General features: G+C 68.4%; 24 protein-coding genes. 11 read left to right on the top strand and 13 right to left on the bottom strand.

All coding sequences use genetic code 11. The features are described from left to right. Nucleotides 1–12 precede the first annotated feature (12 nt). From AC1G9C_RS01320 to ppx, 5 genes are all read left to right on the top strand, one after another. On the top strand, nucleotides 13–678 hold the full coding sequence (locus tag AC1G9C_RS01320; protein ID WP_480409252.1) for an amino acid ABC transporter permease: 666 nt from the start codon (nucleotides 13–15) through the stop codon (nucleotides 676–678). Then, the gene (locus AC1G9C_RS01315; RefSeq protein WP_177342887.1) at nucleotides 675–1,325 is read left to right on the top strand and encodes an amino acid ABC transporter permease; all 651 of its coding nucleotides are present in this window, start codon (nucleotides 675–677) and stop codon (nucleotides 1,323–1,325) included. The genes AC1G9C_RS01320 and AC1G9C_RS01315 overlap by 4 nt, the downstream gene beginning before the upstream one ends. Next, nucleotides 1,312–2,043, top strand: coding sequence for an amino acid ABC transporter ATP-binding protein (locus AC1G9C_RS01310; protein ID WP_480409251.1), 732 nt, complete (start codon nucleotides 1,312–1,314; stop codon nucleotides 2,041–2,043). The genes AC1G9C_RS01315 and AC1G9C_RS01310 overlap by 14 nt, the downstream gene beginning before the upstream one ends. After that, nucleotides 2,040–2,561: an ureidoglycolate lyase gene (locus tag AC1G9C_RS01305; protein WP_480409250.1), complete on the top strand. Its 522-nt coding sequence runs from the start codon at nucleotides 2,040–2,042 to the stop codon at nucleotides 2,559–2,561. The genes AC1G9C_RS01310 and AC1G9C_RS01305 overlap by 4 nt, the downstream gene beginning before the upstream one ends. An 86-nt stretch (nucleotides 2,562–2,647) precedes the next feature. Next, complete coding sequence (ppx, locus tag AC1G9C_RS01300) at nucleotides 2,648–4,150, top strand: exopolyphosphatase (RefSeq protein WP_397497560.1); 1,503 nt, start codon at nucleotides 2,648–2,650, stop codon at nucleotides 4,148–4,150. A gap of 118 nt (nucleotides 4,151–4,268) precedes the next feature. On the opposite strand, the gene ppk1 is transcribed toward ppx, so the two are convergent. Beyond that, on the bottom strand, nucleotides 4,269–6,458 hold the full coding sequence (gene ppk1 / locus AC1G9C_RS01295; RefSeq protein ID WP_480409249.1) for a polyphosphate kinase 1: 2,190 nt from the start codon (nucleotides 6,456–6,458) through the stop codon (nucleotides 4,269–4,271). 19 nt (nucleotides 6,459–6,477) lie between these two features. Continuing rightward, nucleotides 6,478–7,491, bottom strand: a complete 1,014-nt coding sequence (gene hemB, locus AC1G9C_RS01290; RefSeq protein ID WP_021443371.1) for a porphobilinogen synthase — start codon at nucleotides 7,489–7,491, stop codon at nucleotides 6,478–6,480. 196 nt (nucleotides 7,492–7,687) lie between these two features. On the opposite strand from hemB, the gene AC1G9C_RS01285 reads away from it, so the two are divergent. After that, nucleotides 7,688–8,242 carry a DedA family protein gene (locus tag AC1G9C_RS01285; protein WP_021443372.1) on the top strand — a complete coding sequence of 185 codons (555 nt, stop codon included), beginning with the start codon at nucleotides 7,688–7,690 and terminating at the stop codon, nucleotides 8,240–8,242. On the opposite strand, the gene AC1G9C_RS01280 is transcribed toward AC1G9C_RS01285, so the two are convergent. Beyond that, nucleotides 8,210–9,460 carry a sterol desaturase family protein gene (locus AC1G9C_RS01280; protein ID WP_480409248.1) on the bottom strand — a complete coding sequence of 417 codons (1,251 nt, stop codon included), beginning with the start codon at nucleotides 9,458–9,460 and terminating at the stop codon, nucleotides 8,210–8,212. The genes AC1G9C_RS01285 and AC1G9C_RS01280 overlap by 33 nt on opposite strands. Nucleotides 9,461–9,671: 211 nt before the next feature. Here AC1G9C_RS01280 and elbB point away from each other — a divergent pair, with 211 nt between their 5' ends. Together elbB and AC1G9C_RS01270 are read left to right on the top strand one after the other, a co-directional pair. After that, on the top strand, nucleotides 9,672–10,331 hold the full coding sequence (elbB, locus tag AC1G9C_RS01275) for an isoprenoid biosynthesis glyoxalase ElbB (protein WP_021443374.1): 660 nt from the start codon (nucleotides 9,672–9,674) through the stop codon (nucleotides 10,329–10,331). A 241-nt stretch (nucleotides 10,332–10,572) separates the two neighbouring features. Next, nucleotides 10,573–11,040 carry a thioesterase family protein gene (locus AC1G9C_RS01270; protein ID WP_397497556.1) on the top strand — a complete coding sequence of 156 codons (468 nt, stop codon included), beginning with the start codon at nucleotides 10,573–10,575 and terminating at the stop codon, nucleotides 11,038–11,040. Between the two features lie 111 nt (nucleotides 11,041–11,151). Here the strand turns inward: AC1G9C_RS01270 and AC1G9C_RS01265 are convergent, their stop codons facing one another. Then, nucleotides 11,152–11,601, bottom strand: coding sequence for a YaiI/YqxD family protein (locus AC1G9C_RS01265; protein ID WP_021443376.1), 450 nt, complete (start codon nucleotides 11,599–11,601; stop codon nucleotides 11,152–11,154). 66 nt (nucleotides 11,602–11,667) lie between these two features. Here AC1G9C_RS01265 and AC1G9C_RS01260 point away from each other — a divergent pair, with 66 nt between their 5' ends. Next, nucleotides 11,668–12,441, top strand: a complete 774-nt coding sequence (locus tag AC1G9C_RS01260; protein WP_457788286.1) for an SDR family NAD(P)-dependent oxidoreductase — start codon at nucleotides 11,668–11,670, stop codon at nucleotides 12,439–12,441. Nucleotide 12,442: 1 nt separating this feature from the next. On the opposite strand, the gene AC1G9C_RS01255 is transcribed toward AC1G9C_RS01260, so the two are convergent. From AC1G9C_RS01255 to AC1G9C_RS01230, 6 genes are all read right to left on the bottom strand, one after another. Further along, nucleotides 12,443–12,778 (bottom strand): enhanced serine sensitivity protein SseB C-terminal domain-containing protein, encoded by a 336-nt coding sequence (locus AC1G9C_RS01255; RefSeq protein ID WP_122109427.1) that lies wholly within the window; start codon nucleotides 12,776–12,778, stop codon nucleotides 12,443–12,445. 119 nt (nucleotides 12,779–12,897) lie between these two features. Next, entirely contained in the window at nucleotides 12,898–14,790 is a 1,893-nt protein-coding gene (locus tag AC1G9C_RS01250; RefSeq protein WP_480409247.1) for an FTR1 family protein, read from the bottom strand. Nucleotides 14,791–14,957: 167 nt separating this feature from the next. Further along, nucleotides 14,958–15,590: a LysE family transporter gene (locus AC1G9C_RS01245; RefSeq protein ID WP_480409246.1), complete on the bottom strand. Its 633-nt coding sequence runs from the start codon at nucleotides 15,588–15,590 to the stop codon at nucleotides 14,958–14,960. Nucleotides 15,591–15,648: 58 nt separating this feature from the next. Continuing rightward, nucleotides 15,649–16,416: a TerC family protein gene (locus AC1G9C_RS01240; protein ID WP_021444988.1), complete on the bottom strand. Its 768-nt coding sequence runs from the start codon at nucleotides 16,414–16,416 to the stop codon at nucleotides 15,649–15,651. Nucleotides 16,417–16,486: 70 nt separating this feature from the next. Further along, a complete protein-coding gene (locus tag AC1G9C_RS01235; RefSeq protein WP_021444987.1) occupies nucleotides 16,487–17,026 on the bottom strand; it encodes a mechanosensitive ion channel family protein in 540 nt (179 codons plus the stop codon). Then, on the bottom strand, nucleotides 17,026–18,936 hold the full coding sequence (locus tag AC1G9C_RS01230) for an ATP-binding cassette domain-containing protein (RefSeq protein ID WP_480409245.1): 1,911 nt from the start codon (nucleotides 18,934–18,936) through the stop codon (nucleotides 17,026–17,028). Before AC1G9C_RS01230 ends, AC1G9C_RS01235 begins: the two co-directional genes overlap by 1 nt. Nucleotides 18,937–18,974: 38 nt before the next feature. Here AC1G9C_RS01230 and AC1G9C_RS01225 point away from each other — a divergent pair, with 38 nt between their 5' ends. After that, the gene (locus tag AC1G9C_RS01225; RefSeq protein WP_397497552.1) at nucleotides 18,975–19,415 is read left to right on the top strand and encodes a TIGR02444 family protein; all 441 of its coding nucleotides are present in this window, start codon (nucleotides 18,975–18,977) and stop codon (nucleotides 19,413–19,415) included. Here AC1G9C_RS01225 and AC1G9C_RS01220 read toward each other — a convergent pair. Beyond that, the gene (locus AC1G9C_RS01220; protein ID WP_480409244.1) at nucleotides 19,412–20,380 is read right to left on the bottom strand and encodes an AlgP family protein; all 969 of its coding nucleotides are present in this window, start codon (nucleotides 20,378–20,380) and stop codon (nucleotides 19,412–19,414) included. The genes AC1G9C_RS01225 and AC1G9C_RS01220 overlap by 4 nt on opposite strands. Nucleotides 20,381–20,516: 136 nt before the next feature. Between AC1G9C_RS01220 and AC1G9C_RS01215 the strand changes: the two genes are divergently transcribed. Continuing rightward, nucleotides 20,517–21,164, top strand: coding sequence for an FKBP-type peptidyl-prolyl cis-trans isomerase (locus AC1G9C_RS01215; RefSeq protein WP_480409243.1), 648 nt, complete (start codon nucleotides 20,517–20,519; stop codon nucleotides 21,162–21,164). 88 nt (nucleotides 21,165–21,252) lie between these two features. On the opposite strand, the gene AC1G9C_RS01210 is transcribed toward AC1G9C_RS01215, so the two are convergent. Beyond that, the gene (locus AC1G9C_RS01210) at nucleotides 21,253–21,726 is read right to left on the bottom strand and encodes an Rsd/AlgQ family anti-sigma factor (protein ID WP_021444668.1); all 474 of its coding nucleotides are present in this window, start codon (nucleotides 21,724–21,726) and stop codon (nucleotides 21,253–21,255) included. Between the two features lie 307 nt (nucleotides 21,727–22,033). Then, nucleotides 22,034–22,525, bottom strand: coding sequence for a disulfide bond formation protein B (locus AC1G9C_RS01205; protein ID WP_021444667.1), 492 nt, complete (start codon nucleotides 22,523–22,525; stop codon nucleotides 22,034–22,036). Nucleotides 22,526–22,635: the final 110 nt, after the last annotated feature.

The raw sequence follows: 22,635 nt of genomic DNA, 5'->3' as shown, positions 1-22,635 counted from the left end.
GAGCGCTGAGCCATGGCCTACCAGTTCGACTTCGCCGCCGTCCTGCAACAGTCCGACCTGCTGCTGCAGGGCGCGGCCTTCACCCTCGGCCTGACCGCCGTCGGCACAGTGCTTGGCGTCGGCCTGGGCATAGTCGGGGCGATACTGCGCGCCTGGCGCATCCGTCCGTTCGACCGCCTGTTCGGCGTCTACGTGGAGCTGATCCGCAACACGCCCTTCATCGTCCAGCTGTTCTTCATCTTCTTCGGCCTGCCCTCGCTCGGCGTACGCCTAAGCGAATGGGAAGCCGCGGTGCTGGCCATGGTGATCAACCTCGGCGCCTACTCCACCGAGATCATCCGCGCCGGCATCCAGGCCATTCCCCACGGCCAGCTCGAGGCGGCCGCGGCGCTGGCCATGAGCCGCTTCGAGAGCTTTCGCCACGTGGTGCTGCGCCCGGCGCTGGGCAAGGTGTGGCCGGCGCTGTCGAGCCAGATCATCATCGTCATGCTGGGTTCGGCGGTGTGCTCGCAGATCTCCACCGAGGAGCTGTCGTTCGCCGCCAACTTCATCCAGTCGCGCAACTTCCGCGCCTTCGAGACCTACCTGCTGACCACCGCGCTGTACCTGCTCATGGCCATCCTGATTCGCCAGCTGCTGGCCTGGATCGGCCGGCGCTTCGTCATGGGAGAGCGCTGATGGACTTCACCCTCTGGGACATCCTGCGCAACCTGCTCACCGGCCTGCAGTGGACGCTGTTGCTGTCGCTGGTGGCCTTCGTCTGCGGCGGCATCGCCGGCCTGCTGGTGCTGCTGGCGCGTATCGCCCCGCTACGGGTGCCGCGCCTGTTGGCCAAGGGCTATATCGAACTGTTCCAGGGCACGCCGCTGCTGATGCAGCTGTTCCTGGTGTTCTTCGGCATCGCCCTGCTCGGCATCGACGTGTCGCCCTGGCTGGCCGCCGCCTGCGCCCTGACCCTGTTCACCAGCGCCTTTCTCGCCGAGATCTGGCGCGGCTGCGTCGAGGCCATCGGCCGCGGCCAGTGGGAGGCCGCCGAGAGCCTGGCCATGAGCCGCCTGGAAACCTTGCGCCATGTGGTGCTGCCGCAGGCGCTGCGCATCGCCGTGGCGCCCACCGTGGGCTTCTCGGTGCAGGTGGTCAAGGGCACCGCGGTGACCTCGATCATCGGCTTCACCGAGCTGACCAAGACCGGCAGCATGCTGGCCAACGCCACCTTCGAGCCCTTCATGGTCTACGGCTTCGTCGCCCTCGGCTACTTCCTGCTCTGCTACCCGCTCTCGCTCGCCGCATACCGCCTGGAAAGGAGGCTGAATGTCACTGCTTAACGTCACCGCCCTGCACAAGTATTACGGCGACAACCACGTGCTCAAGGGCATCGACCTGGCGGTCGAGGAAGGCGAAGTGGTCGCCATCATCGGGCGCAGCGGCTCGGGCAAGAGCACCTTCCTGCGCACCCTGAACGGCCTGGAATCGATCAACGACGGCGTGATCGAAGTCGACGGCGACTACATCGACGCCGCCCGCGCCGACCTGCGCAGCCTGCGGCAGAAGGTCGGCATGGTGTTCCAGCAGTTCAACCTGTTTCCCCACCTGACGGTCGGCGAGAACGTCATGCTGGCGCCGCAGGTGGTGAAGAAGATCCCGCGCGCCGAAGCCGAGCAAGTCGCGCGGCAGATGCTCGACCGGGTCGGCCTGGCGGAGAAGTTCGACGCCTACCCCGAGCGCCTGTCCGGCGGCCAGCAGCAGCGCGTGGCCATCGCCCGCGCCCTGGCGATGTCGCCGAAGGTGCTGCTGTGCGACGAGATCACCTCGGCGCTCGACCCGGAGCTGGTCAACGAAGTGCTGGCGGTGGTCAAGCAGCTGGCCAGCGAGGGCATGACCCTGATCATGGTCACCCACGAGATGCGCTTCGCCCGCGAGGTCGGCGACAAGCTGGTGTTCATGCACCAGGGCAAGGTGCACGAGATCGGCGACCCCAGGGCGCTGTTCGCCGCGCCGCAGACCGAGGAGCTGCGCAACTTTATCGGCTCGGTGAACCTGTGAACGCGCCGGCGCCCCTGGCGCTGCGCATCGAGCCGCTGAGCCGCGAAGCCTTCGCCGCCTTCGGCGAGGTGATCGAAGCGGCCGGCGCCACATCTTTTGCGATCAACGCCGGCACCACCACCCGCTACCACGACCTGGCCCGCATCGAGACGGCCGGGAGCGCATCACGGGTGCTGCTGAGCCTGTTCGAGGGCCAGGCCTGGCACGCGCCTATCGAGATCCGCATGCTCGAACGCCACCCGCTGGGCAGCCAGGCCTTCTACCCGGTGGACGGCGCGCGCATGCTGATCGTCGTCGCCCCGCCCGGCGCGCTGGACGAGTCGAAGATCCGCGCCTTCGTCAGCGCACCGGATCAGGGCGTCAACTATGCCCGCGGCACCTGGCACCACCCGCTGCTGTGCCTGGAGCGCCCCGGGCGCTTCCTGGTGGTGGATCGCGGCGGCGCCGGGTCCAACTGCGACGAGCAGTACCTGCGGCAGCCCTTGCTGGCGCTGGCGCTCGGGGCGCCAGCGGTCTAGACCAGTTTCATGCGACATCCGTATGCGTTGGCTCATCCGCTCAGTCGTGGCACGATGGCGCGGATATCGACCGAGATGCCGCCACCATGCCCCAAGCCCCCGCCGAGAGTTTTCCCCTGATCGCCGCCATCGACCTGGGCTCGAACAGCTTCCATATGGTGCTGGCCAAGGCCGACCATGGCGAGATCCGCATCCTCGAGCGCCTCGGCGACAAGGTGCAGCTGGCCGCCGGCATCGACGACGAGCGCCAGCTCAGCGAAGAAGCCATGCAACGCGGGCTCGACTGCCTGCGCCGCTTCGCCCAGCTCACCGCCAGCCTGCCGGAAGGCGCGGTGCGCATCGTCGGCACCAACGCCCTGCGCGAGGCGCGCAACCGCGCGGTGTTTATCCGTCGCGCCGAGGAGATTCTCGGCCACCAGGTGGAGGTGATCTCCGGCCGCGAGGAAGCGCGGCTGATCTACCTCGGCGTGTCGCACAGCATCGCCGACACCCCCGGCAGGCGCCTGGTCGCCGATATCGGCGGCGGCAGCACCGAGTTCATCATCGGCCAGCGCTTCGAGCCGCTGCTGCGCGAGAGCCTGCAAATGGGCTGCGTCAGCTACACCCAACGCTATTTCAAGGACGGCAAGATCACCCCGGCGCGCTACGCCCAGGCCTATACCGCGGCGCGCCTGGAACTGATGGGCATCGAGCAGGGCCTGCGCCGGCTCGGCTGGGAGGACGCCGTCGGCGCCTCCGGCACCATCAAGGCCATCGGCCTGACCATCAAGGGCGCCGGCCTGGGCAACGGCGAGGTCAACGCCGAGGGCCTGGCCTGGCTCAAGCGCAAGGTGTTCAAGCTGGGCGAGGTGGACAAGCTCGAACTCGACGGCATCAAGCCGGACCGGCGCAGCATCTTCCCCGCCGGCCTGGCGATCCTCGAGGCGATCTTCGACGCCTGCGAGATCCAGCGCATGAGCCACTCCGAAGGCGCGCTGCGCGAAGGCGTGCTCTACGACCTGCTCGGTCGTCACCAGCACGAGGACGTGCGCGAACGCACCCTGTCGGCCTTTATGGAGCGCTACCACGTCGATGTGGATCAGGCCGCACGGGTCGAGGCCAAGGCGCTCTCGGCGCTGGACAAGGTGGCCGACGACTGGGGGCTGAACGACGACTGGCACCGCGAACTGCTGAGCTGGGGCGCCAAGGTGCACGAGGTGGGCCTGGACATCGCCCACTACCAGTACCACAAGCACGGCGCCTACCTGATCGAGCACTCCGACCTGTCCGGCTTCTCCCGCCAGGATCAGCAGATGCTCGCCCTGCTGGTGCGCGGCCACCGGCGCAACATCCCCAAGGACAAGTTCGCCGAGTTCGGCGAGGAAGGCGTCAAGCTGATGCGCCTGTGCGTGCTGCTGCGCTTCGCCATCCTCTTCCACCATATCCGCGGCAGCCAGGACATGCCGCAGGTGCAGCTCAAGGCCGGCGACAACAGCCTGGAGATTCACTTCCCGGATGGCTGGCTGGCGGCCAACCCGCTGACCCAGGCGGACTTCGAGGCCGAAGCGGCCTGGCTCAAGCGCATCGACCTGGACCTGAGCGTCAGCTGATCACTTGAGCCAGCGGGATTTGTCACCCCTCTCCCGTTTACGGGAGAGGGGCTGGGGGAGAGGGCCAAAAACACCGTGAAACAGGGCCACGAAGCCCTCTCCCGGCCTGCGGCCTTTTTTATCGAGCGCTGATCAGCGGTGCGGTGAGCTTCTCCAGCAAGCCGGACTGGGCGCTGCGCGGGTTCTGGTTGCCGGTGGGCTGCAGGCGCAGGTAGCGGCCGTCGGGCTGCAGCACCCAGGCCTGGGTATTGTCGGTCAGGTAGGCCTCCAGCTCCTTCTTCACCCGCAGGATCAGCTTCTTGCCCTCCACCGGGAAGCAGGTCTCGACGCGCTTGTCGAGGTTGCGCTCCATCCAGTCGGCGCTGGACAGGTAGATCTTCTCGTCGCCGCCGTTGAGGAAGTAGAACACCCGGGTGTGTTCGAGGAAGCGGCCGATGATCGAGCGCACCTGGATGTTGTGCGACACCCCGGCGATGCCCGGGCGCAGGCAGCACATGCCGCGCACCACCAGGTCGATCTTCACCCCGGTCTGGCTGGCCTTGTACAGCGCGCGGATCACCTTGGGGTCGGTCAGCGAGTTGAACTTGGCGATGATCTGCGCCGGCTTGCCCTCGGCGGCCGCCGCGGTTTCCTTGGCGATCAGCTCGAGCAGGGTCTTCTTCAGGGTGAAGGGCGCGTGCAGCAGCTTCTTCATGCGCAGGGTCTTGCCCATGCCGATCAGCTGGCTGAACAGCTTGGCCACGTCCTCACCGAGCGCCACGTCGGCGGTCAGCAGGCTGTAGTCGGTGTACAGGCGGGCGTTGCCGGCGTGGTAGTTGCCGGTGCCGAGGTGGGCGTAGCGGACGATCTCGCCGTTCTCGCGGCGCAGGATCAGCATCATCTTGGCGTGGGTCTTGAAGCCGACCACGCCGTAGATCACCACCGCGCCGGCCTGTTGCAGGCGGCTGGCCAGCTGCAGGTTGGACTCCTCGTCGAAGCGCGCGCGCAGCTCGATCACCGCGGTGACCTCCTTGCCGTTGCGCGCCGCTTCCACCAGGGCATCGACTATCTCCGAGTTGGCCCCGGAGCGGTACAGGGTCTGCTTGATCGCCAGCACGTGCGGGTCCTTGGCGGCCTGGCGCAGCAGATCGACCACCGGGGTGAAGGACTCGAAGGGGTGCAGCAGGAGGATGTCCTGCTTGCTGACCACGCTGAAGATGTTCTCGGCGTTCTGCAGCAGCTTGGGGATCACCGGGGTGAACGGCGTGTACTGCAGCTCCGGGTGGCTGTCCAGGCCGGTGATGCTGAACAGCCGGGTCAGGTTGACCGGGCCGTTGACCTGGTACAGCTCGTGCTCGGTCAGGCCGAACTGCTTGAGCAGGTGGTCGCGCAGGTGCTTCGGGCAGGTGTCGACCACCTCCAGGCGCACCGCATCGCCGTAGCGGCGGGAAAACAGCTCGCCGCGCAGCGCGCGGGCCAGGTCCTCGACGTCCTCGGTGTCCACCGACAGGTCGGCGTTGCGGGTCAGGCGGAACTGGTAGCAACCCTTGACCTTCATGCCCTGGAACAGGTCGTCGGCGTGGGCATGGATCATCGAGGAGAGGAACACGTAGTTGTCGCCGGCACCACCGACCTCCTCCGGCACGCGGATGATCCGCGGCAGCAGGCGCGGCGCCGGGATGATCGCCAGACCGGAATCGCGACCGAAGGCATCCACGCCTTCCAGCTCGACGATGAAGTTCAGGCTCTTGTTCACCAGCAGCGGGAAGGGGTGGGTCGGGTCGAGGCCGATGGGGGTGATGATCGGCGCGATCTCGTCGCGGAAATAACGCCGCACCCAGGCCTTGAGCTTGGTGGTCCAGAAGCGCCGGCGGATGAAGTTGATATTGTGCTTGGCCAGGGCCGGGAACAGGGTGTCGTTGAGGATGGCGTACTGCCGCTCGACCTGTTCGTGCACCAGCTCGCTGATGCGCGCCAGCGCCTGGTGCGGCTGCAGGCCGTCGGCGCCGGCCTGCTCGCGGGCGAAGTTAATCTGCTTCTTCAGGCCGGCGACGCGAATCTCGAAGAACTCGTCGAGGTTGCTGGAGAAGATCAAGAGGAACTTCAGCCGCTCCAGCAGCGGGTAGGACTCGTCCAGCGCCTGCTCCAGCACGCGGATATTGAATTGCAGCTGCGACAGCTCGCGGTGGATGTACAGGCTGCTGTCGTCCAGGCCGGGCACCGCCACCGGTGCCGGCGGCGGGCTTTCCACCGCGGGCGGATCGACCGCCACCTCCGCCGGCACCAGGGGTGCGTCAAGCAATTCGCTACTGAGTCCTTCGGTGTTCATTGCTGGGTTCCTGGGGGCGTCAGCGCCCCTGTTGCAAGAGTTCTGCCGCACGTACGGCGAAGTAGGTGAGGATGCCATCGGCGCCGGCGCGTTTGAAGGCGGTCAGCGATTCCAGTATGACCGCCTCGGACAGCCAGCCGTTCTCGATCGCCGCCATGTGCATGGCGTACTCGCCGCTGACCTGGTAGACGAAGGTCGGCACCTTGTAGGCATCCTTCACCCGCCAGAGGATGTCCAGGTAGGGCATGCCGGGCTTGACCATGACCATGTCGGCGCCTTCGGCCAGGTCGGCGGCCACTTCGTGCAGGGCCTCGTCGCCGTTGGCCGGGTCCATCTGGTAGCCGAGCTTGTTGCCCTTGCCGAGGTTGGCGGCCGAGCCCACCGCGTCGCGGAACGGGCCGTAGTAGGCGCTGGCGTACTTGGCCGAGTAGGCCATGATGCGCACGTTGGGGTGATCGGCCAGCTCCAGCGCCTCGCGGATCGCCTGCACGCGGCCGTCCATCATGTCCGAGGGGGCGACCACCTGGGCGCCGGCCTCGGCGTGCGACAGCGCCTGCTTGACCAGCGCATCGACGGTGATGTCGTTCTGCACGTAGCCGGACTCGTCGAGGATGCCGTCCTGGCCGTGGGTGGTGAAGGGATCCAGGGCCACATCGCTGATCACCCCCAGCTCGGGGAATTTCGCCCGCAGGGCGCGAATGGCACGCTGGGCGATGCCATCCGGGTTCCAGGCCTCGGCGCCGTCGAGGGATTTCTTCTCCAGCGGCGTGACCGGGAACAGCGCCAGCGCCGGAATACCCAGCGCCACCCAGTGCTCGGCCTCTTGCAGCAGCAGGTCGATAGACAGCCGCTCGACGCCCGGCATCGACGGCACGACCTCGCGGCGGTTGTCGCCGTCGAGGACGAACACCGGCAGGATCAGGTCGTCGACGCTCAGGCGATGCTCGCGCACCAGGCGGCGGGAGAATTCGTCGCGGCGGTTGCGGCGCAGGCGGGTGGCGGGGAACAGGCGATTGGCGGGGGTAACGCTCACGGCAGACTCCAGAGCCCGCACGGGCGGGCCAGTGTGACGGTTATAAGCGGCCATTATGACCAAATGATGACAGCTGAATGACCGGATGCGACGGCGGGTCGCACGCTTTGCCGGGCATTGTGGCATGCGCCGGCGCTTTTCGGGCGCACCGCGGCAGGAGTAGGCTGAGCGCCTTTCCCATAGGCGCAGACCGTCCATGCTGCACGACCTGATCCGCCAGTTCGGCTACCCGGCGCTGATCCTCGGCACCTTCCTCGAAGGCGAGGTATCGCTGCTGCTGGCCGCCTACCTGGCAGTGCGCGACCTGCTGCAGATCGAATGGGTGGCGCTGTGCGCCTTCCTCGGCACCTTCGCCAGCGACCAGCTGTGGTTCCACCTCGGCCGCCGTCACGGCCGCGCGCTGCTCGCCCGGCGGCCGCGCTGGCAACCGCTGGGCGAGCGCGCCAGCGCCCTGCTCAGGCGTCATCCGGACCTGTGGGTGCTGGGCTTTCGCTTCCTCTACGGGCTGCGCACGGTGATGCCGCTGGCCATCGGCCTGTCCGGCTACTCCTGGCGCCGCTACCTGCTGCTCGACGCCATCGGCGCCGGGCTCTGGGCCGGCGGTCTGAGCCTGCTGGCCTACAGCCTGGGCCACGCCATGGAGGGCCTGCTCGACGAACTGCGCCGCTACCAGCTGTACCTGCTCGGCGGCCTGGCCCTGCTGCTGACGCTGACCTGGCTATACCGGCGGCGCCAGGGCCGCAGTGGCTGAGCCGCGCGAGCGCGCCAGCCACATTGCCAGCAGGCTGGCCAGGCTGTAGACGGCCAACCCGCACCAGGCGGCCAGGTCCATGCTCAGCAGACCGAGCGCTTCGGCAAGCCAGAACGCCGGCAGATTCAAGCCCAGCCGCAGGCACTCCAGGCGCACGGCGCCAGCGCGATTCTCCAGCCACAGGCCGATGCTGGACAGACCCAGGCCCAGCCACAGGCACGCCAGCAGCACGCCGCCCACTGCCAACGAATCGCCCCGCGCCAGCAGCCACACCCCGGCCAGCAGGTAGCAGACGAACTGCAGCAAGGCATAGAGCTGCGCACCGCGCCCCAGCGTCACCTCGAACTTGCGAAAGCGGCTCAGGTCCGGCTTCTCCTGCGGGTAGCGCGCCGCCACATCGGCCGGGCGCCAGCCGGTGGGCATAAACCAGATGCGCAAGCGATCCCACCAGGACGCCGCGCGCCGCGCATCGCGCCACAGCCCGGCATACACCTGCAGGTTGGCCCATAGAGGGTTCCAGCTGGCCAGCGGCGTGGTCACGCCGAAGATCACCGGTTCGTCGTCCAGCTCCTCCTGGAAGGTGGCGAACATTCGATCCCAGACAATGAACACGCCGCCGTAATTGCGATCCATGTACACAGGGTTCTGCGCATGATGCACGCGGTGGTTGGAGGGCGTGATGAACAGCCACTCGAACCAGCCCAGCTTGGGGATATGCCGGGTATGCACCCAGAACTGATAGAGCAGGTTGAGCGCCGCCACCGTGAGGAACACCAGCGGCGGCACACCGGCCACCGCCATCGGCAGGTAGAACAGCCAGCCGAAGACGAAGCCGGTGCTGGTCTGGCGCAGCGCGGTGGAGAGGTTGTAGTCCTCGCTCTGGTGGTGCACCGCATGGGCTGCCCAGAGCACGTTGCGTTCGTGGCCCAGGCGATGGTTCCAGTAGTAGCAGAAGTCGTAGAAGACGAAGGCCAGCAGCCACACCCACAGGCTATCGGCGGAAAGCTCGAACAACGCCAGCTGTTGCCAGGCGAAGGTGTAGGTGAGCAGGCCGACCGCCTTGGTCAGCAGCCCGGTGGCCTGCGACAGCACCCCGGTGCTGAGGCTGCTGACGGCATCGGCCAGGCGATAGCTGCGCATGCCGCGCCAGCGATCGGCGAGCAGTTCGAGGCCGATCAGGAGAAAGAAGAAGGGCACCGCATAGAGGACGTAATTCATGGCCGAGCCGTATCGTTGTGCTTGTCTTGGGGCTAGTCTGTTATTCATCCTAGTCCTCGGACCGCCGCGGCTCGCGGCGGCAAATGACAGTCTGAGCGGCATTTGACGACAGCATGCGCACGCCTCGCCGCCACCCCGCATCGGCAACAGCCGCCGCCCGCCGCACCCAGGTGCCGGCGCGGGCGACCTTTACCCTCACCAGGAGTCGAGCATGAACAAAAAAGTCGCAGTGATTCTGTCCGGCTGCGGCGTCTACGACGGCGCCGAAATCCATGAAAGCGTGATCACCCTGCTGCGCCTCGACCAGCGCGGCGCCACGGTGCAGTGCTTCGCCCCCAACGTGACGCAGCTGCACGTGGTCGATCACTACAGCGGCGACGAGATGGACGAGACGCGCAACGTGCTGGTGGAGTCGGCGCGCATCGCCCGCGGCAAGATCAAGGACGTCAAGGAGCTGCACGTGGCCGACTTCGACGCACTGATCCTGCCCGGCGGCTTCGGCGTGGCGAAGAACCTCTCCGACTTCGCCATCAGCGGCGCCGCCTGCAGCGTGCAGCCCGACGTGCTGGCCGCGTGCAAGGCCTTCGCCAGCGCCGGCAAGCCGCTCGGCCTGATCTGCATCGCCCCGGCCCTGGCGGCGAAGATCTTCGGCGCCGGGGTGATCTGCACCATCGGCACCGACCACGACACCGCCGCCGCGCTGACCCAGATGGGCGCCGAGCACCATGAATGCGAAGTCAGCGAAATCGTCGAGGACCACGCGCACAAGCTGGTCACCACCCCCGCGTACATGCTCGCCCAGTCCATCGCCGAGGCGGCGTCGGGCATCAACAAGCTGGTCGACCGGGTGCTGGAGCTGGCGCACCACTGACGGGTTGGAGCGCAGGTGGCGTTGCGCTGTACTTGGCGATAACGCCAAGCCGTGCCCTGTAGGGTGGTCTTTAACCCACATTGAGCACCATTGGTGGGCTAAAGCGGAACGCCGCCCGACCCACCCTACAGGCTGCCAGCCGAGGCCGATCCGGCCAATGCTCAGGGTACTCCTGCATTGCCTCTGGCCAAGCCTGGCGCGCTGCGGCAGCGTGGCGACAGGATTTCCCGGAGCCCCTGCCATGTCCCAACCCTTCGTCCTCAGCCCCGACCTGCAACAGGCGGTGGCCGGCTTCTTCCAGCGCATCCCGTTCAACCAGGTGCTCGGCATCGAGCTGGACGAACTGAGCCTGGAGCGGGTGACCATGCACCTGCCGATGAAGCCCGAGCTGATCGGCAACTTCGTCCACGGCATCCTCCACGGCGGGGTGATCTCCTCGCTGCTCGACGTCTGCGGTGGCGCCATGGCGTTGATCGGCGCCTTCGCCAACCACCAGCACCTGCCGGCCGCCGAGCGCATGGCCAAGCTGTCCAAGCTGGGCACCATCGACCTGCGCATCGACTACCTGCGTCCCGGCCGCGGCCAGCGCTTCACCGCCACCGCGGTACCGCTGCGCGCCGGCAACAAGGTGGCGGTGGTGCGCATGGAGCTGCACAGCGACGACGGCACCCTGGTGGCGGTGGGCACCGGTACCTATCTGTGTGGGTAGCGATGTCCAGGCATTGTGGGAGGGGCTTTAGCCGCGACTGGCTCCACCTCGATCGCCGCTAAAGCGCCTCCCGCCAAAGCTGTCCGTAGCCCGGATGCGATCCGGAACGAGTTACCGGCTCAAGCGGGTCAGGATCCGGTCCAGCGCATTGGCGAAGGCCTGCCGATCCTTTTCCGCGTAAGGCGCCTGGCCGCCGCCGACCTGGCCCTGCTCGCGCAGGTCGGTGAACAGGTTGCGCACTGCCAGGCGCTCGCCCATGTTGCGCTCGTCAAACTCGCGGCCGCGCGGATCGAGCGCCGCCACGCCCTTCTTCACCAGGCGGTCGGCCAGCGGCACGTCGCTGCAGATCACCAGCTCGCCGGGCTGGGCGTGTTCGACCAGATGATCGTCGGCGGCGTCGGGGCCGCTGGGCACCACGACCAGTTTGACGCAGGCGAAATTCGGCCGCGCCACCGCCTGGCCCGCCACCAGCACCACCTCGAACCCCCGCTTGAGGGCGAACTTCACCACCTGGTCCCGCGCCGCCCGAGGGCAGGCGTCGGCATCGATCCACACGCGCATGCTGCACTATCCTGAACAAGCCAGCGGCCAGTATGCCAGCTGCGCCCCCACCAGCAGGAGCACCCCATGACGTTCTGGCAGCGCCTGTCCGCCCCCGCCGAAGTGCTGATCTGCGGCGCCAGCCGCGGCATCGGCCTGGCCCTGACCGAGCGCTTGCTGGCGCGCGACGACGTCGCCCGGGTGTGGGCGCTGGCGCGCCATGCCAGCCAGTCGGCGCCGCTCGACGACCTCGCCGGGCGCCACGGCGAACGCCTGCAATGCCTGGACGTGGACGCCTGCGACGAACGCGAACTGCACAGCCTGAGCCGCCACCTGCAGAACGCCGAGGTGCGCCTGAACCTGCTGCTGTGCAGCGTCGGCACCCTGCAGGAAGGCGCCAGCCGCGCCGAGAAGACCCTCGCCCAACTCGACCTGGCCGGCCTGCAGGCGACCTTCGAGCGCAACACCTTCGCCCCCATCCTGCTGCTCAAGCACCTGCTGCCGCTGCTGCGCGGCCAGCACCCCTGCACCGTGGCGGCGCTGTCGGCGCGGGTCGGCTCGATCGGCGACAACCGCCTCGGCGGCTGGTACAGCTACCGTGCCAGCAAGGCGGCGCTGAACCAGCTGCTGCGCAGCGCCAGCATCGAACTGCGCCGGCTCAACCCGCAGAGCTGCGTGCTGGCGCTGCACCCGGGCACCACCGACACCGAGCTGTCGCGGCCGTTCCAGGCCAACGTACCGGCGGATCAGCTGTTCACCCCGGCCTTCGCCGCCGAATGCCTGCTCGCCGTGCTGGAAGGCCAAGGCCCGGAACAGAGCGGCAGCTTCTGGGCCTGGGACGGCCAGCCGATTCCCTGGTGACTCAGGCCGGGTAGAAAGCCTGGCAACGCTCGCGCACCGCACGCGACAGGTTGTCGTCGGCCAGCTCGATCAGGTCCAGCTCGACCTCGTCCGGCAGCAGCTCGGCCACCAGCGCCGCCAGGCGCCGCTGCACCCGCACGTCGGCGCCGGCCACCGCCAGCAGCAGGCGCGGCTGCGGACCGATGGCCGGGTCGCGCAGCGCCGCCAGATAAGCCTGCCGCACCGCCAGCTCGGCACAGGCGGCAGACAGCGCCTGCTCCAGCGGCGGATGACGCAACGCCGCCAGGGCCAGGTCGGGACTGTCGGCGTAATGGGTGGAGTTAATGGTGGAAGACATGCGCGCACTCGCCAGAGGGAAATCGGATCAGCCTAGGCGCACTGAGACCGGCTGTCGTGGCGGCGGTTCACGCTCTCGGCATGCGCAGGCGACGCACGGCCGCCTGCACTCGCCTCGCCTCAATCCAGCGCCGCTACCCGATGCCGCTCGGCCAGCCGGCTACGCCCATACAGCAGAGCGATGGCGGCCAGCGCCAGGCCCTGGGCCGACAGGCTCCAGGCGTCGGCGTGGATGCCCAGCCAGTCGAACTCGAAGAAGGCCACCGGCTGCGTGCCGAGCACCCCGGCCTCCTGCAGCGCCGCCACGCCATGGCCGGCGAACACCACCGAGAGCAGGCACAGCAGCACCGCGTTGACGCCGAAGAAGGTCGCCAGCGGCAGCCTGCGCGAGCCGCGCAGGATCGCCCAGGCCAGGCCGAGCAGCAGCACCAACGCCGCCGCCGCACCGGCCAGCACCGCGCCGTGGCCCTGCGGCCCGGCCTGCAGCCAGAGGGTCTCGTAGAACAGGATGACCTCGAACAGCTCGCGATAGACCGAGAAGAACGCCAGCACGGCGAAGCCGAAACGGCCGCCGCCGCCGACCAGGCTGCTGTTGATGTAATCCTGCCAGGCCGCGGCGTGGCGACGGTCGTGCATCCACACCCCGACCCACAGCAGCACCGCACTGGCGAACAGCGCCGTGGCGCCTTCCAGCAGTTCGCGCTGGGCGCCGCTGATGTCGATCAGATAGGCCGCCACTGCCCAGGTGGCGAGGCCGGCCAGCAGTGCCAGGCCCCAGCCGACATGCACGCTGCGCAGCGCCTGCGGCTGGCCGGTGTTACGCAGGAAGGCGAGGATCGCCGCCAGCACCAGGATCGCCTCCAGGCCTTCGCGCAGCAGGATCAGCAGGCTGGCGAAGAAGCTCAGGCTGCCATCCATGGCGCCATCGGCCAGCAGCGCGGCGGACTTGTCCAGCTCCACCCTCGCCTGTTCCAGCGCCTGCGCCGCCTGCGCCACGCTGGCGCCGTCCTGCAGCACCTGGCGGTAGGCCATCAAGGCGCGCTCGGTGGTCTTGCGCTGGACCGCATCGAGGTTGTCGAGGGCACTTTCCACCAGCTCGAAGCCCTCCAGATAGGCGCCGACGGAGAGGTCGTAGGCCTGCTCCCGGTCGCCCGCGCGATAGGCCGCCAGGCTGCTCTGCAGGGTGCTGCGGCTGTAGTCGATCAGCGCCTGCGGGCCGCGCTGCTGCAGCGGCGGATGGCTGCGCTGGGCGCGGAAGGCGGCCGCATCACCGCCGTCGGCCGCCACCTCGGCGGGCGTGCGCGCGGCCAGTTGCGCCAGGCTGAAGCCGGCCTGCCCGGCCGCCTGGGGCGGCGCGCTGAAGCCGGCGATATAGCTGGCCAGGTCCCAGCGCTGGCGTTCGTCCAGCTGATCGGCGAAGGCCGGCATATCGGTGCCGTCGATGCCCAGGCCGAGGGTGTTGAACAGGTCGTACAGACTCAGTCGATCCAGCCGCGCGGCGTCGCCCAGGTTGGCCGGCGGCGGCTCGAGGCCGAGCCCGGCCGGGCCGTCGCCGGCGCCGTGGTCGCCGTGGCAGACCGCGCAGTGCTGGGCGTAGAGCGGCGCGCCGCGCGCGGGGTCGGGGGTCAGCGCCGGCGTCTGCGCGACCCGGTACAGCTCGGCCAGACGCGCGGCGAGCCGCCGCGCCGCGCCGGCCACCTGCTCGCCGGGTTGGCGCCGGGCGACGGCCTGGCGCAGGGCGGCGGCCCCCTGCTCCAGCTCGGCGCGCTCGGCCTGGGCCGGCAGGGCGAGGATCAGCCCCTGCAGCACATCGAGAAACTCCAGCTGTTCCTGGTATTCCGTGGCGTCGACCACCTGGCCGGCGGCCACGCTGGCAGGGTAGTCGGCGCCGATATAGCCGAGCAGGTGCAGGGCCTGGGCGGCGCCGTCGAGGGGTTCGCCGAGGGCGAGAAAACTGAGACTGGCCAGCAGCGGCAGCAGCAGCCAGGCCAACAGGGATCGAGAACGACTCATCAATGCATCCCAAACGAGAATGGGTGGCATTAAATTGTTGCCGTCCTAAGGATCGCACACAAGGACAATCTGACACATCTGGTAACAATCAGGCGAACGGACTGTTCGAAGAAGCGCCGGCACCCCGCACCTCGGCCGCCATTGCGGCGGCCGAAGGGGGGCAGGCGTCACACCGCGGCGCGCTTGACCGTGGCCAGCAGCCCGGCGGCGGCGACGAACAGCGCGGCGAAGCTGCGGTTCATCAGGCGCTGCTGACGCGGCGTGCGCAGCACCCGCAGCACCCGCGAGGCGAGGCCGGTGTAGCCGGCCATGACGATCAGGTCGACCACTATCATGGTCGCGCCCATCAGCAGGTACTGCGGCAGCAGCGGCTGCTGCGGGGCGATGAACTGCGGCAGCACGGCGAGCATGAAGACGATCGCCTTGGGGTTGCTGGCGTTGACCAAAAAGCCACGCAGCACCAGGGTCAGCGGCCGGCCGCTGGGACGCTCGGCGGCGCCGGTGGCGAGGTCGCTGGGCAGCGCGACCCACTGCCGGTAGGCCAGGTACACCAGGTAGGCGACGCCGAACCACTTGATCAGGCTGAAGGCCAGCGCCGAGGCGGCGAGGATGGCGCCGACACCGGCGGCGACTATGGCGATCTGCAGGGCCAGGCCCAGTTGCAGGCCGAGGGCGTTCCAGTAGCCGCGCCAGAAACCGTATTGCAGGCCGGCGGACATGGAGGCCACGGCACCGGCGCCGGGCGACAGGCTGATCACCCAGCAGGCGACGAAGAAAGCGAGCCAGGTTTCCAGGGCCATGGCGGATTACCTCGGGAGGGAAGAACGGGAGCAGGCCCTACAGCCTACTCCCGGCCGCTCAATCCGGCGAGCCCTTGCGCAGCTGCACCGGCTCCAGCTCCTCCTTGCGCGCCCGCGCCTGGGCGCTGCGCAGGCGGATATTGATCGCCTCCACGGCCAGCGAGAAGGCCATGGCGAAGTAGACGTAGCCCTTGGGCACGTGCACGCCGAAGCTCTCGGCAATCAGCACGGTGCCGACCACGATGAGGAACGACAGCGCCAGCATCTTCAGGCTCGGGTGCTTGTCGATGAAGGCGCTGATGGTGCCGGCCGACAACATCATGACGATCACCGAGATGACGATGGCCGCCACCATCACCGGCACGTGCTGCACCAGGCCGACGGCGGTGATCACCGAGTCGAGGCTGAAGACGATGTCGATGATGGCGATCTGGATGATGATGCCCATGAAGCCGTAGCTCTTCTTCGGCCCGCCCTGCGCGGCCTCCTCGGCGCCTTCCAGGCTGTGGTAGATCTCCGCGGTGCTCTTGAACAGCAGGAACAGGCCGCCGAAGAACAGGATCAGGTCGCGCCCGGAAATCCCCTGCTCGAAGACGTGGAACAGGTCGTCGGTCAGGCGCATCACCCAGGTGATCGACAGCAGCAGCAGGATGCGCGTGCCCATGGCCAGGGCCAGGCCGAAGAAGCGCGCCTTCGGCTGCTGCTCGACCGGCAGGCGGCTGACCAGGATCGAGATGAAGATGATGTTGTCGATGCCGAGGACGATCTCCAGGGCGGTCAGGGTCAGAAACGCGACCCAGATTTCCGGGTTGCTCAGCCATTCCATTCAGGGATGCTCCAATGAGTTCAGGTTGTGTAGGAAAGGTGCCGCATATGGGGCAGCTTTCGTGCAAAACCTAGCGCCAACGGCGCACGGATTTCTGGAAGAACAGGCTGTTGGGCACCTGCAGCAGCGCGCCGGCGGCCTCTTCGCTGACATCCTGCAGCGTGGTGTAGAACAGGTTGATGGCCAGCACCCGCCCCTTCACGCCCGGCTTGTCGGCGCTCTCGATCACCTCCACGGTATCGCCCAGGCGGAACGGCCCCATGGCGAAGATCAGTAGCGCGCAGAACATGTTCGACAGCACGCTCCAGATGGCGAAGAAGGCCACCGCCGCCACGGCGGTGAAGCCGGTGATGGCGGTCCACAGCACCGTGGCCGACACGCCCAGGCGCTCGAGCACCAGCATGAAGGCGCTGCCCAGGATCAACCAGCGCAGCAGGCCGCGCAGCGGCAGCAGCACCTCCTGCGGCAGCAGGCTGTAGCGCGCGCCGAGGCGGCTGATGGCGCGGGTCAGGATGCGCTGGGCGAGCCACGCCAGCAGCAGGATCAGCAGCACCTGGCCGGCGCGGATCAGCGGTTCGCGCCAGGCCGTGAGCAGTTCCAGCGATTCCATCACTCGGTCTCCTCCAGTTGCTGCTGCAGCGCTTCGAGCGTCTCCAGGGCCAGCAGCCAGCTTTCCTCCAGCTCGGCCTCGCGCGCCTTGAGCGTCGCCTGCTCGGCCAGGCGTTCGCGCAGCTCGTCCTTGCGCGCCGCCTCGTACAGGCCGCTATCGGCCAGCTGCGCTTCCACCTTGGCCAGGGCCTGGTGCAGCTTGTTCAGCTCCTGCTCGAGCTTGTCGGCCTGCTTCTTGTGCGGCGCCAGCTGCTGGCGCAGGGCGGCGGCGGCCTGGCGCTGGGCGCGCTTGTCGGTCTTGTCCGCCGCCGGGGTCGCCGCGCTCGGCGGCTGCTGGCGGGCGCGGAAGTCGATCAGCCAGCGCGCGTAGTCGTCGAGATCGCCCTCGAACGGCTGGATGCGGCCGTCGGCCACCAGGAGGAATTCGTCGGTGGTGCTTTTCAGCAGGTGGCGGTCGTGCGACACCACCAGCACGGCGCCGGAGAACTCCTGCAACGCCATGGTCAGGGCCAGGCGCATTTCCAGGTCGAGGTGGTTGGTCGGTTCGTCGAGCAGCAGCAGGTTGGGCTTCTGCCAGGCGATCAGGGCCAGGGCCAGGCGCGCCTTCTCGCCACCGGAGAAATTCAGCACCGGCTCGTCGCAGCGCTCGCCGCGGAAATCGAAGCCGCCGAGGAAGTCGCGCAGGGTCTGCTCGCGCTCGCTCGGCGCCAGGCGCTGCACGTGCAGCAGCGGGCTGGCCTTGGGGTCCAGCGCATCGAGCTGGTGCTGGGCGAAGTAGCCGATGGCCAGGTTCTCGCCGCGGGCCAGCTCTCCGCCGAGCGCGGCGAGGTCGCCGGCCAGGGTCTTGATCAGGGTCGACTTGCCGGCGCCGTTGGGCCCCAGCAGGCCGATGCGCGCGCCGGGCGCCAGGCTCAGCTTGACCTTGTCCAGCACCACCTTGTCGCCGTAGCCGAGGCGCGCCTCGGACAGGTTGAGCAGCGGACTGGAGACCTTGTCCGCTTCACGGAAGACGAAGTCGAAGGGCGAGTCGACATGCGCCGGGGCCAGCTCCTCCAGGCGTTCCAGGGCCTTGATCCGGCTCTGCGCCTGGCGCGCCTTGGTCGCCTGGGCCTTGAAGCGGGCGATGTACTTTTCCATGTGCGCGCGCTGCGCCTGCTGCTTCTCGTAGGCCTGCTGCTGCTGCGCCAGGCGCTCGGCGCGGGTGCGCTCGAAGGCCGAGTAGCCGCCGCGGTAGAGGGTCAGCTTCTGCTGCTCCAGGTGCGCCACATGGTCGACCACGGCATCGAGGAAGTCGCGGTCGTGGGAGATCAGCAGCAGGGTGCCGGGATAGCCCTTGAGCCACTCTTCCAGCCAGAGGATGGCATCGAGATCCAGGTGGTTGGTCGGCTCGTCGAGCAGCAGCAGCTCGGACGGGCACATCAGCGCCTGGGCCAGGTTCAGGCGCATGCGCCAGCCGCCGGAGAAGTCGCCGACGCGCCTGTCCATCTGCTCGCTGGTGAAACCGAGGCCGGCCAGCAGCTTGCGCGCGCGGGCGTCGGCCGTGTAGCCCTGGGCATTGTCCAGTTCGCTGTGCAGGCGGGCGATGGCGGCGCCGTCGTGGACCGCCTCGGCCCGGGCCAGCTCGGCCTGGATCGCGCGCAGGTGCAGGTCGCCGTCGAGCACGTAGTCCACCGCCAGGCGCTCGAGGTTGTCCACCTCCTGGCGCATATGGGCGATGCGCCAGTCCGGAGGCAGCCGGCAGTCGCCGGCGTCGGGGCCGAGTTCGCCGCGCAGCAGGGCGAACAGGCTGGACTTGCCGGCGCCGTTGGCACCGATCAGGCCGACCTTCTGGCCGGCGTGCAGGGTCAGCTCGGCGCCTTCGAGCAGGCGCTGCGGACCACGCTGTAGAGTGAGGTTCTGGAGTCGGATCATAATGGCGGCGGAGTCTATCAAATCGCCCTGGAGGCCGCGTGCAGGATCTGTGGAATTTCGCCGTACGGCTCTATGCCCGACCGGGCGTGGAAGACGCCTGCCTGCAGCTGCAGGAGGCCGGCGGCGACGTCTGCCTGTTGCTCGCCGGCGCCTGGCTGCAACGCCGCGGCGTGCCCTGTCGCGCGCCCTACCTCGAGGCGCTGCAGGCGCTGGCCGAACCCTGGCAGCGCGAGGTGGTCGCGCCGCTGCGCCAGTTGCGGTGCGACTGGCGCACGGCCGCCGCCGCGGACGCCGAGCTGGCGACGCTGCGTGAACGGATCAAGCAACTGGAACTGGAAGCCGAACGGCTGCTGTTGCAGCGGATCGAGACGCTGGTGGAGAACTGGCCGCGCGAGGACGGCGAAAACGACTGGCTGAGTCGCCTGGCGGGAGACGACAGCGCCGCGCTGCAGGTGCTGCGCGGCGCCGCCGATTCTTAAGAGGCGCTCGGCGCCGTCGCACCATTGCTGGCGACGGGTGCCACGGCGGCTGCCGGGACCTCCGGCTTGGCCGGCGCAGCAGCGGGGGCGGCGGCGGCCGGTTTCGCCGCGGGCTTGGCCGGGGCCTTCTTCACAGCGGCCTTGGGCGCCGCCGGCTTCTTCACCGCGACCGGCTTGCTGGCGGACTTGGCTGCCGGTTTGGCAGGTGCGGCCTTGGTCGCCGGCTTGGCGGCAGCCGGCTTGGCGGCAGCAGGTTTAGCGACAGGCTTGGCCGCCGCTGGCTTGGCCGGTGCTTTGGCGGCGAGTTTACCGGCGGTAGGCTTGGCAGCGGCTTTGGCGGCCACGGGTTTCGCCGCGGCCTTAGTTGCCACGGTTTTGCTCGCAACCGCTTTGCTGGCGGCCGCCTTGCTGGCCACCGGCTTGGCGGCGGGCTTGCTTGCTGCGGCGAGCTTGGCCGCGGCAGGTTTGGCGGTGGCCTTCTTCGCCGGCGCCTTCGCGGCAGCGGGTTTCTTCGCCGCCACGGCTTTGCCGGCCGGTTTCGCGGCCGGGGCGGCCGCCTTGGCCTCGCGACCATCGAGCGCCTTGCCGGCGGCCTCCTTGACCTTGCCCACGCCCTGGGCCAGCTTCAGGCTCTCCTGGGCGTCGCGCTTGAGCTGCAGGATATAGGCGCGGGTCTCGCTCTGACGGGCCTTGAGAGCGTCGAGCAGCTCTTCCAGCTCGGCCACCGCGTCCTTGGCCTTGGCCTGCGCCTTGGCCTTGCCGGCGACGGCGGCGTCCTGCAGCTTGCTGCGTGCCTTGTGCAGTTTTTCCTGGGCCTTGCCGCGCTGCTTCTCCAGCTTGGCGAGCAGTTTCTCGGCATCGACCAGCGCTTGCGAGCAGGCGTTTTCCAGGTGCTCGAGCAGGCTGGTGGAGAGTTGGTGCAGCAGGTGCAAAGGGGTACTGATGGTCTTCTTCTTGGCCGACATGGCGCGCCTCCTGGCGGATGTGGATGCGCCCATACTAGACGCCCGCGCCCGACCCTGCCATAGGCCTTTTGGCGACCCGGGCAGGCAGCCGCGCGGGCTGGCATAATCGCCGCCATCTTGATCGGGAGACATCGCCATGAGCCGCGCCGCCTTCGCCCTCTTCGTTCTCTGCTCGAGCCTCGCGGCACAGGCCGACAGTCACCAGCGGGATCTGGCCTACAGCCTCGGCGCACGCCTGGGCGAACGCCTGCGCGAGGAGGTGCCGCAACTGCCGCTGAACGACCTGCTGGAAGGTCTGCGCCAGGCCTACGCCGGCCAGCCGCTGCGCCTGGAAGAGGCGCGCATCGAAGAGTTGCTCGACCAGCACGAGGCGCGCATCGCCGCCGACCCGCAGCGCCATGCCCAGGCCATCGCCGCGCAGCGGCGCTTTCTCGCCGAGCAGCGAATCCGCCCCAATGTGCGGGTGATCGAGGGCGGCGTGCTGGTCAGCGAGCTGCGCGCCGGCAGCGGCGCCAAGCCTGGCCCCGGCAGCCGGGTGCAGGTGCGTTACCGCGGCACCCTGGCCGACGGCAGCTCGTTCGACGAGAGCAGCGAACCGCAGTGGTTTCGCCTGGACAGCCTGATCGCCGGCTGGCGCAGCGCGCTGCTGCAGATGCCCAGCGGGGCACGCTGGCGCCTGGTGGTACCGTCGGATCAGGCTTACGGGGAAGAGGGCGCGGGCGATCTGATTCCGCCCCATGCGCCGCTGGTATTCGATCTGGAACTGCTCGACGTGGCCGACTAAACGTCGGCCCGGCTGACAGCTTCTGGCCCGGATGCAAGCCAGGGCCGCCGACCTGTTGCCCGGATGCAGCTAAGCGGCCGTCGCAGGCTCAGAGCGCCGGCGCGGCCTGCTCCTGGTGGGCGTTGTGCAGCACCTCGATCAGGCAGTCTTCCAGCTCGAAACGTTCGTGCAGCAACTGTCCCAGGCGACCCAGCTCGGCCACCAGCGACACGCTGTCGCGGCAGTCGCCGTTGTCGCAGTGATCGTTGAAGGCCAGCGCCACCTCGGTGATGGCTTCGATGCGCGGGTAGATCTGCTTGGCCAGTTCCAGGCCGCGCTGGTCGTTGAACGCCTTGGCCTCGCTGGTGAGCTGCTCGTAGACCTCGAAGTGACCGGCCGAGACGTAATCCACCAGGATTTCGCAGAAGCCCTGCAGGGCCTCGCCGTTGGCCGCCGGCGCCTGTGGCGACTCGACCAGGGCACTGTAGGCCTGCACCAGTTCATGGCGCTCGCCCAGCCAGCGATCGATCAGTTGGTGGACCCCACCCCAGCGTTCCTGTGCGTTCTGGCAACTTTCGAGCATGATGGACCTCGCTTCCCTTATCGCTAATGCCTGTTATGCGTCCGCTCCCGAGACGATTTTTCTGTGGCCTACCGGCGGCCAGCCTGCGCGGGGCGTCGCACTCGACGCCACAAATCGCTCCCGACGCTTTTTTGTCAATCGGTGCTTGGCTTTGGGAAGGCAACCGCGAAACGGCGTTTTTCCGGCGGTGCGTGCGAGCCAGATTATGCCCGTGGGCAGGCGCCATCAAGGCACCGCCGGGAGATAATTTCATACGAGCGTTTAATCGACGACCCGCGACAGCCGTGGCCTGGGCGATGGACCGCGATCAGCTGCGGCGCAGCAACTGGAACAGGCAGAAACCGAGCATGGCGACGAAACCGAGCAGGCTCCACTCGGGAATGCTCATGCCGAACAGGCTCCACTTGACCTCAGCGCAGTCGGCGCTGCCCTGGAACACCAGGCGCACGATGTCCTGCATCGGCAGGGCCTGCATCATGAATTCCAGGCTCGGCAGGCAGGCCTCCAACTGGTCGGCCGGCACGCTCTGCAGCCAGATCTGCCGACCGGCCGTGGCGGCGCCGGCGCCGGCGAACAGCAGCGCCAGCAACGCATAGACCCGCCGGCCGAAACGCGCCGGACCGTGCACGGCGGCCACCAGGCAGACCAGGCCGAAGGCGATCACGCAGATGCGCTGCAGCACGCACATCGGGCAGGGCTCCAGGCCGACCACGTGTTCCAGGTACAGGGCCGCCGCCATCAGCAGCAGACTGCCGACGAATGCCAGGAAGAACAGGGGACGCGGACTGGCCAGGTACATGGAGGCTCCGGGGGAGAGAAATCGAGGGCAGTTACGGTAGAGGAAAGCGCGGGCGCCTTTCAAGGCGCCTCACGTGCTGCCGCGCGCTGTTCGTCCACCCAGCGCGCCCC

It is taken from the genome of Pseudomonas sp. ABa2 (assembly GCF_056676075.1).
The sequence above is the reverse complement of the archived record's forward strand: the minus strand, read 5'-3'. Positions and strand labels throughout refer to the sequence as shown.

Excerpts from the sequence above, each read along its gene's own strand:
- AC1G9C_RS01320 (WP_480409252.1), top strand. The coding sequence starts at position 13 with ATGGCCTACCAGTTCGACTTCGCCGCCGTCCTGCAACAGTCCGACCTG.
- AC1G9C_RS01245 (WP_480409246.1), bottom strand. The coding sequence starts at position 15,590 with ATGGCCCTGGAAACCTGGCTCGCTTTCTTCGTCGCCTGCTGGGTGATC.
- AC1G9C_RS01285 (WP_021443372.1), top strand. The coding sequence starts at position 7,688 with ATGCTGCACGACCTGATCCGCCAGTTCGGCTACCCGGCGCTGATCCTC.
- AC1G9C_RS01230 (WP_480409245.1), bottom strand. The coding sequence starts at position 18,936 with ATGATCCGACTCCAGAACCTCACTCTACAGCGTGGTCCGCAGCGCCTG.
- AC1G9C_RS01220 (WP_480409244.1), bottom strand. The coding sequence starts at position 20,380 with ATGTCGGCCAAGAAGAAGACCATCAGTACCCCTTTGCACCTGCTGCAC.
- AC1G9C_RS01270 (WP_397497556.1), top strand. The coding sequence starts at position 10,573 with ATGTCCCAACCCTTCGTCCTCAGCCCCGACCTGCAACAGGCGGTGGCC.
- AC1G9C_RS01280 (WP_480409248.1), bottom strand. The coding sequence starts at position 9,460 with ATGAATTACGTCCTCTATGCGGTGCCCTTCTTCTTTCTCCTGATCGGC.
- AC1G9C_RS01205 (WP_021444667.1), bottom strand. The coding sequence starts at position 22,525 with ATGTACCTGGCCAGTCCGCGTCCCCTGTTCTTCCTGGCATTCGTCGGC.
- AC1G9C_RS01255 (WP_122109427.1), bottom strand. The coding sequence starts at position 12,778 with ATGTCTTCCACCATTAACTCCACCCATTACGCCGACAGTCCCGACCTG.
- AC1G9C_RS01250 (WP_480409247.1), bottom strand. The coding sequence starts at position 14,790 with ATGAGTCGTTCTCGATCCCTGTTGGCCTGGCTGCTGCTGCCGCTGCTG.
- AC1G9C_RS01215 (WP_480409243.1), top strand. The coding sequence starts at position 20,517 with ATGAGCCGCGCCGCCTTCGCCCTCTTCGTTCTCTGCTCGAGCCTCGCG.
- ppx (WP_397497560.1), top strand. The coding sequence starts at position 2,648 with ATGCCCCAAGCCCCCGCCGAGAGTTTTCCCCTGATCGCCGCCATCGAC.
- AC1G9C_RS01235 (WP_021444987.1), bottom strand. The coding sequence starts at position 17,026 with ATGGAATCGCTGGAACTGCTCACGGCCTGGCGCGAACCGCTGATCCGC.
- elbB (WP_021443374.1), top strand. The coding sequence starts at position 9,672 with ATGAACAAAAAAGTCGCAGTGATTCTGTCCGGCTGCGGCGTCTACGAC.
- AC1G9C_RS01240 (WP_021444988.1), bottom strand. The coding sequence starts at position 16,416 with ATGGAATGGCTGAGCAACCCGGAAATCTGGGTCGCGTTTCTGACCCTG.
- AC1G9C_RS01260 (WP_457788286.1), top strand. The coding sequence starts at position 11,668 with ATGACGTTCTGGCAGCGCCTGTCCGCCCCCGCCGAAGTGCTGATCTGC.
- AC1G9C_RS01210 (WP_021444668.1), bottom strand. The coding sequence starts at position 21,726 with ATGCTCGAAAGTTGCCAGAACGCACAGGAACGCTGGGGTGGGGTCCAC.
- AC1G9C_RS01310 (WP_480409251.1), top strand. The coding sequence starts at position 1,312 with ATGTCACTGCTTAACGTCACCGCCCTGCACAAGTATTACGGCGACAAC.
- AC1G9C_RS01265 (WP_021443376.1), bottom strand. The coding sequence starts at position 11,601 with ATGCGCGTGTGGATCGATGCCGACGCCTGCCCTCGGGCGGCGCGGGAC.
- ppk1 (WP_480409249.1), bottom strand. The coding sequence starts at position 6,458 with ATGAACACCGAAGGACTCAGTAGCGAATTGCTTGACGCACCCCTGGTG.